Origin of the sequence: Sphingobium sp. ba1 (genome assembly GCF_000743655.1) — a bacterium.
Lineage (GTDB): Bacteria > Pseudomonadota > Alphaproteobacteria > Sphingomonadales > Sphingomonadaceae > Sphingobium.
Genome location: NZ_JPPQ01000069.1, coordinates 886,548 through 895,418 on the forward strand (window position 1 = coordinate 886,548; position 8,871 = coordinate 895,418).

8 protein-coding genes and 1 pseudogene are annotated in these 8,871 nt (G+C 64.0%); 7 read left to right on the forward strand and 2 right to left on the reverse strand.

What is annotated here, in order from left to right; translation table 11 throughout:
* Positions 1 to 1,342 (forward strand): annotated as a pseudogene (locus IL54_RS07330) (TonB-dependent receptor domain-containing protein); the annotation flags it as partial.
* On the opposite strand, the gene IL54_RS07335 reads toward IL54_RS07330, so the two are convergent.
* Positions 1,320 to 2,054, reverse strand: a complete 735-nt coding sequence (locus tag IL54_RS07335) for a YggS family pyridoxal phosphate-dependent enzyme (RefSeq protein WP_037474360.1) — start codon at positions 2,052 to 2,054, stop codon at positions 1,320 to 1,322. The pseudogene IL54_RS07330 and the gene IL54_RS07335 sit on opposite strands and share 23 nt — an antisense overlap.
* 23 nt (positions 2,055 to 2,077) lie before the next feature.
* Here IL54_RS07335 and IL54_RS07340 point away from each other — a divergent pair, with 23 nt between their 5' ends.
* Both IL54_RS07340 and IL54_RS07345 read left to right on the forward strand, forming a co-directional pair.
* A complete protein-coding gene (locus IL54_RS07340; RefSeq protein ID WP_037474361.1) occupies positions 2,078 to 2,647 on the forward strand; it encodes a thiamine phosphate synthase in 570 nt (189 codons plus the stop codon).
* A gap of 19 nt (positions 2,648 to 2,666) precedes the next feature.
* Complete coding sequence (locus tag IL54_RS07345; RefSeq protein ID WP_052027593.1) at positions 2,667 to 2,969, forward strand: hypothetical protein; 303 nt, start codon at positions 2,667 to 2,669, stop codon at positions 2,967 to 2,969.
* Between the two features lie 112 nt (positions 2,970 to 3,081).
* On the opposite strand, the gene IL54_RS07350 is transcribed toward IL54_RS07345, so the two are convergent.
* The gene (locus tag IL54_RS07350) at positions 3,082 to 3,807 is read right to left on the reverse strand and encodes a hypothetical protein (RefSeq protein WP_037474363.1); all 726 of its coding nucleotides are present in this window, start codon (positions 3,805 to 3,807) and stop codon (positions 3,082 to 3,084) included.
* Between the two features lie 244 nt (positions 3,808 to 4,051).
* Between IL54_RS07350 and IL54_RS07355 the strand changes: the two genes are divergently transcribed.
* The 4 genes from IL54_RS07355 to holA all read left to right on the forward strand — a co-directional run bounded on the left by IL54_RS07355 (position 4,052) and on the right by holA (position 8,802).
* Complete coding sequence (locus tag IL54_RS07355; RefSeq protein WP_037474366.1) at positions 4,052 to 4,501, forward strand: DUF3576 domain-containing protein; 450 nt, start codon at positions 4,052 to 4,054, stop codon at positions 4,499 to 4,501.
* Between the two features lie 104 nt (positions 4,502 to 4,605).
* On the forward strand, positions 4,606 to 7,161 hold the full coding sequence (leuS, locus tag IL54_RS07360; RefSeq protein WP_037474368.1) for a leucine--tRNA ligase: 2,556 nt from the start codon (positions 4,606 to 4,608) through the stop codon (positions 7,159 to 7,161).
* Between the two features lie 118 nt (positions 7,162 to 7,279).
* Positions 7,280 to 7,780, forward strand: a complete 501-nt coding sequence (gene lptE, locus IL54_RS07365) for an LPS assembly lipoprotein LptE (RefSeq protein ID WP_037474370.1) — start codon at positions 7,280 to 7,282, stop codon at positions 7,778 to 7,780.
* A complete protein-coding gene (holA, locus tag IL54_RS07370; RefSeq protein ID WP_037474373.1) occupies positions 7,777 to 8,802 on the forward strand; it encodes a DNA polymerase III subunit delta in 1,026 nt (341 codons plus the stop codon). The genes lptE and holA overlap by 4 nt, the downstream gene beginning before the upstream one ends.
* Positions 8,803 to 8,871 lie beyond the last annotated feature (69 nt).

The window sequence follows — 8,871 nt, forward strand, 5'->3', positions numbered from 1 at the left end:
TCTCGACGGGCTTGGGTAACGGCCTGCGCGCTCTGGCCGCGATTCCGTCAGGCACCGGCGACACCGGATCTATCTATCGCCAGAAGAGCGAAAATTGGGCGATCTTCACCCATAATATCATCCACGTCACCAACCGGCTCGATCTGACCTTGGGCCTGCGCTACACCCATGAAAGCAAGCGTTTTTCGGCGGACCTCAACAATAATAACGCGACCTGCGCGGCGTTGCAGTCCTCCGCTTTGCCGGGCCTGGCTACCAACCCGGCGCTGGGCAGCGCGGCAGCGCTGGCGGGCGGAATCCTGACGCTCGGATGCCTCGGCAATGCTTCGACCAGCCTCAACGCGCTCGACCTCAATGACAAGATCAGCGACGGCGAATTGTCGGGCACGGCGGTCCTGTCGTGGAAGGCGACCGACGATCTGCTGCTCTATGGCAGCTATTCGAAGGGCTATAAGGCGGGCGGATTCAACCTCGACCGCTTCCAGCTGGGATCGACCGGCCTCAATGCCATTCCAGCGGTCTTTTCACCGCGCAGCAATGCCGACGTCGCCAGCCTGCGCTTTGCCGCCGAAAAGGTCGACGCATTCGAAATCGGCCTGAAATACAGCCAGCCCAAATGGAGCGCGAACGTCGCTGCCTTCCGCCAGGAGTTCAAGAATTTCCAGCTGAACACCTTCAACGGCACCAGCTTCGTCGTGCAGAATATCAATGGCTGCGACAGCGCGCTGTCGGCGGCGCGGACCTGCGGCTCGGACGATGTCGGGCCTGGGCTGATCAGCCAGGGCGTCGAACTGGAAATGACCGCCACCCCGGCGCGCAATTTCCGCGTGACCGGCGGCTTCACCTATGCGGAAGCCAAGTTCGCCAGCCGTCTGGTCGGCAGCGGCGATGGCAGCGTGCCGCTTGACCCAGCCTTGTTCCTGTTGCCGGGATCGATCAACAGCAATGCGCCCAAGATGGTGACGACCGCCAGCGCCGCCTGGACACCGGACATCGGTACGAGCGGCCTGTCGGCGCTCTTCTATGTCGATGGCCGCATGACCAGCGATTTCAACACCGGGTCTGACCTGTTCCCGGAGAAGAATCAGGATGGCTTCACCGTCGTCAATGCGCGCGTCGGGCTGCGTGGGCCGAACCAGCGCTGGGCGATCGAATTCTGGGGCCAGAATATCTTCAACCAGGATTATACCCAGGTGGCGTTCAGCAGCCCGCTCCAGTCGAGCAGCCCGGCGACCTCGACAACGGGCCAGTTCGCCCAGGGTGCGCCGATGGCCAATCAACTCATCTCCGCCTATCTGGCCGAACCCGCACCTATGGCATCACGTTGCGGGGGAGTTTCTGATCATTCCCCGCCCGCTCTTGGGCACAGGGCGGGCGGGGGTTGGACGATCGCCGAACAGGGCAGTGCCGACGCGAATATCGGTCGCGCCCAGCATGATGGCGGTTTCATAATCGCCCGACATGCCCATCGACAGGCGCGGGAGGCCCTCCTCCCGCGCCATTTTTGCGAGCAGCGCGAAATAGGGGGCGGGTTCTACGTCCGCCGGCGGGACGGCCATCAGGCCGAGCAGTGGAATATCCGCATCGCGCGCGGCGGCGATCAGCGCGGGCACGTCGGCGATGGGACAACCGCCCTTCTGTTCCTCTGCGCCGATATTGACCTGGATATAGCAGGGGACGCGCTTGCCCGCTGCGTCCATCGCCTTGGCCAGTGCAGTCAGCAGCGAGGGGCGATCGAGGCTGTGAATGACATCGAACAGCGCGACCGCATCGGCGGCCTTGTTGGATTGCAACTGGCCGACCAGATGCAGCGCGATATCGGGATGCTCGTCGCGCAGGGCGGGCCATTTCTCCTGGCTTTCCTGCACGCGATTTTCGCCGAACATGCGCTGGCCCGCCGCGATCAGCGGGCGGATGGCGTCAGTGCTCTGCGTCTTGGAGACGGCGATCAGGGTGATATCCTCGCCGCTGCGATCGGTCAGGCGCGCAGCCCGATCGATGGCGTCGTGCAGGGTGGAAAGGCGGAGGGCGGCTTGCGGGCTGTCGGTCGTCATGCGCGCTGCTATAGGACAGGGTCATGACCCGCCGCCACCGCAAAAAACTGCCGACAATCTGGCTGATGACCGACGAGCGGGTCGCCGACGCGGCGTTGCTGGCGGCGGTGGCGCGCTTGCCCAAGGGGCGAGCGGGAATCGTGTTCCGGCATTACCGGACGGAAGGGAAGGCGCGGCGGGCGTTGTTCGAGGCGGTGCGGCGCGTGGCGCGGCGGCGGCGGCTGGTGCTGCTGCTGGCGGGCGATGGGCGGACGGCCGCCGCGTGGTGGGCCGATGGCTGGCATGGGCGCGACACAAGGCGGGCAGGGCGGCCGATGCTGCACAGCATGGCCGCACACGATGCGCGCGAGATGCTGGCCGCGCGACGGGGCAGGGCGGACATGGTCTTCGTATCGCCCCTCTTCCCCACCCGATCGCATCCGGGGGCGGCCAGCTTGGGTCGGTTGCGCTTTGCCGCCCTGGCGCGGCAGGCGGATAAGCCGGTGATGGCGCTGGGCGGGGTGAAGCCGCTGCACCAACGGATGCTGCGGGGGATCGGCGCGCATGGCTGGGCAGCGATCGATGGGCTGGTAGGGGGCAACGCGATTGTTTAGCGTAGCCGCTCTGTGCCTTATGGGCGGGCTCTACTGGCAGCTTGTTTGTCAGATTGCAGGCGTCGCGGAACCGTGGGACGCAGCCGGTTACTGGACGCTTTGGTATCCCGTTTCGCTTCTTCTATCCGGGATTGCGGGATGGTTGCGCAAGAGCCATGGCTGGTACGCAGGCGCGTTGTTGACCTTCGCCCAGCTTCCCATCCTGTGGATAAACAGTGATACGGATGTTTTGTGGCCCGTAGCTCTCTTGTTTCTGGGCCTGTTGGCTGTGCCTGCCACCGCGATTTCCGCATTAGCGGGCTGGTTCACCGATCGCGCATGATCACGGCCTGTGCGCCACGATCTGACATAAACCGCAAATTCTGAAACGACGAATCAGCCAGCGCGGTTGACCATCAGATCAACGGCTGACCTTCACTCAACCCGCAGGCCGATCAGAATTTGAAGATGGTGCCCAGATAGACGGCTTGGCTGTCCTGCCTGTCGTCGGTCATCGGGGTCAGGCGACCCGCGACATTATTATTGTAGCGCACGCCAGCCGTGACGTTCAGGTTGCGCGTCAGCGAGTAGGAGCTGGCGAGATCCAGCGAATAATCCTTCTCCGCGCCGGGGTTGCGCGTCGCGGTGACGGCGTCGCGGCGGGTTTCGATCAGCATCTTGGTGCTGAAGCGATCCTTCTTGGCGTCATCCAGCGAGAAATTCTTGGCATCGACCATGGTTTCGACTGGCACCGGATCGAGCGGCTTGCGGCCGAGCGATTCGGGCAGCGCGAACTTGCGCCAGTTCTGCGCACCGTTCAGGCTGAAGGCGACGGGCTTGATGTCGATCGGGTCGATCGTGCGGGCCACGGCGACACGTTCACCGCTGGCGCGGACCATCACGGTGATCGACCGTTCGCCGCTCAGCGAACCGCTGGTCGGCGTGAAACGAAAACCCTGGCGATTGGCGGACGCAGCGATTTTCGCATAAGCGGCGGCCAGTTGCGGGTCTTTGGTAGTGGGGGTGAAGGAGGAGATGCTGCCCAGAGCGCCGAGCGACACGGGTGCGTCGATCTGCATCTGGACGAGCTTGTTGGCCGCGCCGATCGCAGGAGACAGCATGAAGCCGGTCACGGTCAATGCCGCTCCCGCCAATGCCAGATGTCCCCTTTGTACGCGCATGACCCGATTCTCGCCCCTGTTCCTTGTTATGTGTAACGCTCTACACGCGGAAAGCCTCCATTGGCTAGGGGGCGGCGGGCTTTTTGTCGGAGCTGTTGCAAGGAACACACAGAGTTTGAAAAGGGAGCGATGGCGCGACGAAACGAGGATTGCCCCGTCCCGACGCAGCGCCCCTTGCCCAACGCTGCATGGCCACTATAGAAGCAGCCTGTTTTTCGTCATTTTCCAAGCTAGGACATGCCTGATGGTCCGCCGTTTTCCCGCCCCTGTTTCCGCCGGCCTGCTGCTGGTCGCGCTTTTGCCGTTGGCCGCCTGCGGTGGCGGGTCCAAGGATCGGCCCAAGGCGGACCTTGCTGCGTCGAAAGTGACGACGATCGGCGTCAACGCTTATCTGTGGCGCGCGGCGCTCGACACGATTTCCTTCATGCCGCTGGTGCAGACCGATTCGAACGGTGGCGTGATCGTGACCGACTGGTACGCGAACCCGAACAGCCCCAATGAGCGGATGAAGCTGACCGTGTCGATCCTCGACCAGGATCTGCGTGCCGACGCGCTGCGTGTCGCGGCCAGCCGCCAGGTGAGCCAGAACGGCCAGTGGCTCGACGCGCCGGTCAAGGCCGCGACCGTGCAGAAGCTGGAAGAGGTGATTTTGACCAAGGCCCGCGACCTGCGCCGCACGTCGATTGGCGGCTGATTCTTCTTCGCTTGGGCGGCGCGCAGGCGAAGCTCAAGTTTTTTGACGGTTCGGGGCTGGGCTTGCAAAGGCCCAGCCCCCTCGCATTTGGGTAGGACGTGAATATGCAAAGGCGCTTCAATCCGCTGGAGGCCGACGCCCGCTGGCAGGCGATCTGGGACGAGCAGCAGAGCTTCAAGGCCGACGATATGTCGGACAAGCCGCGCAGCTATGTGCTGGAGATGTTCCCTTATCCGTCGGGCCGCATCCATATCGGCCATGTCCGCAACTATTCGATGGGCGACGTGCTGGCGCGGTTCCGCCGGATGACGGGACATGAAGTGCTGCACCCGATGGGTTGGGACGCCTTTGGCATGCCGGCTGAAAATGCCGCGATGGAGAAAAAGGTCCATCCCGGCAAATGGACCTATGAGAATATCGCCAACATGAAGGCGCAGCTCAAGAAATTGGGCTTTGCGCTGGATTGGAGCCGTGAACTCGCGACCTGTCACCCCGATTATTATGGCCATGAACAGGCGCTGTTCCTGGACATGCTGGAAGCGGGCCTCGTTTATCGCAAGGAAAGCGCGGTCAATTGGGACCCGGTCGACATGACCGTGTTGGCCAATGAGCAGGTGATCGACGGCAAGGGCTGGCGGTCAGGCGCGACGGTCGAGAAGCGCAAGCTGTCGCAATGGTTCCTCAAGATCACCCAGTTCGCCGACGATTTGCTGGAGGGGCTGAAGAGCCTCGACCAGTGGCCCGAAAAAGTGCGGACGATGCAGGAGAATTGGATCGGCAAGTCGGTCGGCCTGCAATTCCACTTCAAGCCGGTTGCACCATTCGACCAGGCGATCGAGGTCTATTCGACCCGGCCCGACACGATTTTCGGCGCAAGCTTCGTCGCGATCGCAGCCGATCATCCGGTGGCGCAGCAGGTTGCGGCGGGGAACCCGCAAGCGCAGGCCTTTATCGACCTGTGCAAGGCGGGCGGAACGACGGCGGCCGAGCTGGAGACGGCGGAGAAGCTGGGCTTCGACACGGGCCTGACCGTTACCCATCCGTTCGATCCCGAATGGCAGTTGCCGGTGTTCATCGCGAACTTCGTGCTGATGGACTATGGCACCGGCGCAGTGATGGGCGTCCCCGCGCATGACCAGCGCGATCTCGACTTCGCGCGTAAATATATGCTGCCTGTGGAGCGGGTCGTCGCAGCGGAAGGCGACGAAGCCAAGCCGATCCACAACGAAGCCTATGTCGGGCCGGGCAGGCTAGTGAACAGCCGCTTCCTCGACGGCATGAGTGTGGAGGAGGCGAAGGCCACGGTCATCGCGCGGGCGCAAGGCGAAGGCTGGGGCGCGGGCAAGACCGTGTTCCGCCTGCGCGACTGGGGTGTGTCGCGCCAGCGTTACTGGGGCACGCCGATCCCGGTGATCCATTGCGAGACCTGCGGCGCGGTGCCGGTGCCCAAGGCACAGTTGCCGGTCGTACTGCCCGACGATGTGACCTTCGACATTCCGGGCAACCCGCTCGATCGCCATCCGACCTGGAAGCATGTGGACTGCCCCAATTGCGGCAAGGCTGCGGTGCGGGAAACCGACACGCTCGATACGTTCGCGGATTCGAGCTGGTATTTCATCCGCTTCGCCAGCCAGCCCAAGGACAAGCCGTTCGACCGCGCCACGGTCGAAAAATGGCTGCCGGTCGGCCAATATATTGGCGGGGTCGAACATGCGATCCTCCACTTGCTCTACGCGCGCTTCTGGACGCGGGCCTTGCAGCATATGGGGCAATTGGGCTTTGCCGAGCCGTTCACCGGCCTGTTCACGCAGGGGATGGTGACGCATGAAACTTACTACCGAATGAGCTATTTTGAAGCGGGAATGGCGGTTGGCGAACCGTTGGCAAAGCCTAATTATTTTGCGCCTACCGAGGTCAATCGATCCTCGAACGGAGCCATTCTAGTATCAGATGGCGAGCCGGTGACAGTCGGCCGCGTCGAGAAGATGTCCAAGTCCAAGAAGAATGTCGTCGATCCCGATGACATCATCGCCCAATATGGCGCGGACGCGGTGCGCTGGTTCATGCTGTCGGACAGCCCGCCCGAACGCGACCTGCCCTGGACCGAAAGCGGGATCGAGGGATCGTGGCGGTTCGTCAACCGCTTGTGGCGGCTCTTCGGCCAGATCGAGGCGGGGGCGGAAGGCGCCGACAAGCCGCTCGACCGCAAACTGCACCAGACGATCGACGGGATCGCCAGGGATATAGAGGCGCTGTCCTTCAACAAGGCAGTCGCCAAGATTTACGAACTGGCCAACGCGGTGGAAAAGGCCGCGCCGTCCGCATCGCGCAACGCCGCCATCCGCGCGCTCGCGCTGCTGGTCGCGCCGATGACGCCGCATCTCGCCGAAGAAGCCTGGGCCGATATGGGCGAGACCGGCCTGATCGCGGATGCCGCCTGGCCCACGGTCGATCCGGCGCTGCTGGTCGATGACGAAGTCACCATCGCCTGCCAGGTGATGGGCAAGCTGCGCGACACCATCACCGTGCCCAAGGGGACGGCGAAAGACGAACTGGAACGGCTGGCGCTCGCCGCGCCCAATGTTATGCGGATATTGGATGGGGCTACGCCTAAGAAGATCATCGTTGTGCCCGATCGTCTGGTGAATCTGGTTATTTGACCGTCCGCGCTCCTGCGAAAGCAGGAGCCCAGGATGCAGGGCACGCCATTCGACTCTGGGCTCCTGCTTTCGCAGGAGCACTGTTTGAATTGATCGATGCAGCGGCTATGGAAGGCGGATGAAGCGTCTCCTCCCCCTTCTCGCCATCCCGCTCCTGCTGACCGGCTGCGGCCTCCGTCCGGTCTATGGCGGGGGAACGCAGGGCGTCGTCGCGCAGGCGTTGGGCAATGTCGATGTCGCCCCGATCGAGGGACGCGGTGGCTGGCTGGTCCGCAATGCGCTCAACGATCGGCTGGGCGCGATGAGCGGGGGTAGCGGCCCGCGCTATCGTCTGGTCGTGAAACTGGATGACCAGATCACCGGTTTCGGCCTGCGCGCCGACGCCGCCGTCACCCGCGAACGGCGCACCCTGCGCGCGCGCTACCAGTTGATTGACGAAGCGACCGGCGCGCAAATCCTCGACGACACCGCCGGGTCGGACGCGGGCATCGACGTCACGTCGAGCGAATATGCGACGATCGCGGCCGAAGATACGGCGCTGGAGCGGCTGTCGCAGACGGTGGCGGATCAGATCGTCACGCGGCTGGCGCTGTTTTCACGCAAGGCGGCCAATCCTTGAAGGCCAATCGCGGCCAGATCGAAAAGGCGCTCGACGCCCCGCCTGCTGACGTCCGCTTCTTCCTGCTCTACGGCCCCGACGATGCGGGCAGCCAGGCGCTGCTCAAGCGGCTGGAGCGGGCGATGGGACCGCAGGCCGAACGCATCGACCTCGACGGATCGACGCTGCGTGACGATCCCGCCCGGCTGGCGGATGAGGCCGCATCCTTTTCCATGTTCGGCGACCGGCGCTGGATTCGCGTTAGCGGCATGGGCGAGGAATCGCTGCCTGCCCTGACCGCGCTGCTGGAAAGCCCGGCGGCGGGCAATCCGGTCGTGGCGGTCGCGGGCGCGCTCAAGGCCACGTCCAAGCTGCTCAAGCTGGCGCTGGACCATAAGGCGACGCTCGCCTTCATCTCCTACCAGCCAGACGCGCGCGAGGCCGAGCAGATTGCCATCGCTATCGCCCGCGAAGGCGGCCTGCGCCTCTCGTCGGACCTGGCGCGGCGGATCGTGGCGCTCGCCAATGGCGATCGCGCGCTGATGCAGGGCGAGGTCGAGAAGCTGATCCTCTATCTCGACGCCGCGCCCGACCGGCCGTGCGAAGCGACGGCGGAGGCGCTGGATGCCCTATCGGCGGACAATCCCGATACGGAGGTCGCACCGCTCGTCAACGCGGTGCTGGGTGGTGACCTAAAGGCCATGCACAATGAGCTGACGCGCTTGCAGGAAACCAGCACGGCAATGGCCTCCGTCATCCGTCCGCTGATGACCCGCGCGATGCTGATCGCCAATATCCGCACCAGTTTCGACGCCAGCGGACGGTTGGAAACGGCGATGGAGGCGGCGGGCAAGGCCGTGTTCTGGAAGGAAAAAGGGCTGGTATCGCGGCAAGTGCGGCTGTGGGACAGCCATGGCATCGCGCGCGTCATCCAGCGCCTACTGGAAGCCGAACGCGCCACCCGGTCGGGCCGGGGCACCGGCGATTTGCTGGTGCGCCACGAATTGCTGACCATCGCGCGGCAGGCGGCGCGGGAACGATAGGGCGGGAACGATAGGGCGGGTCTGGGCGCTTTGAAGGGCTGAACAGGTCGCGACTTGGTGGTATGACCG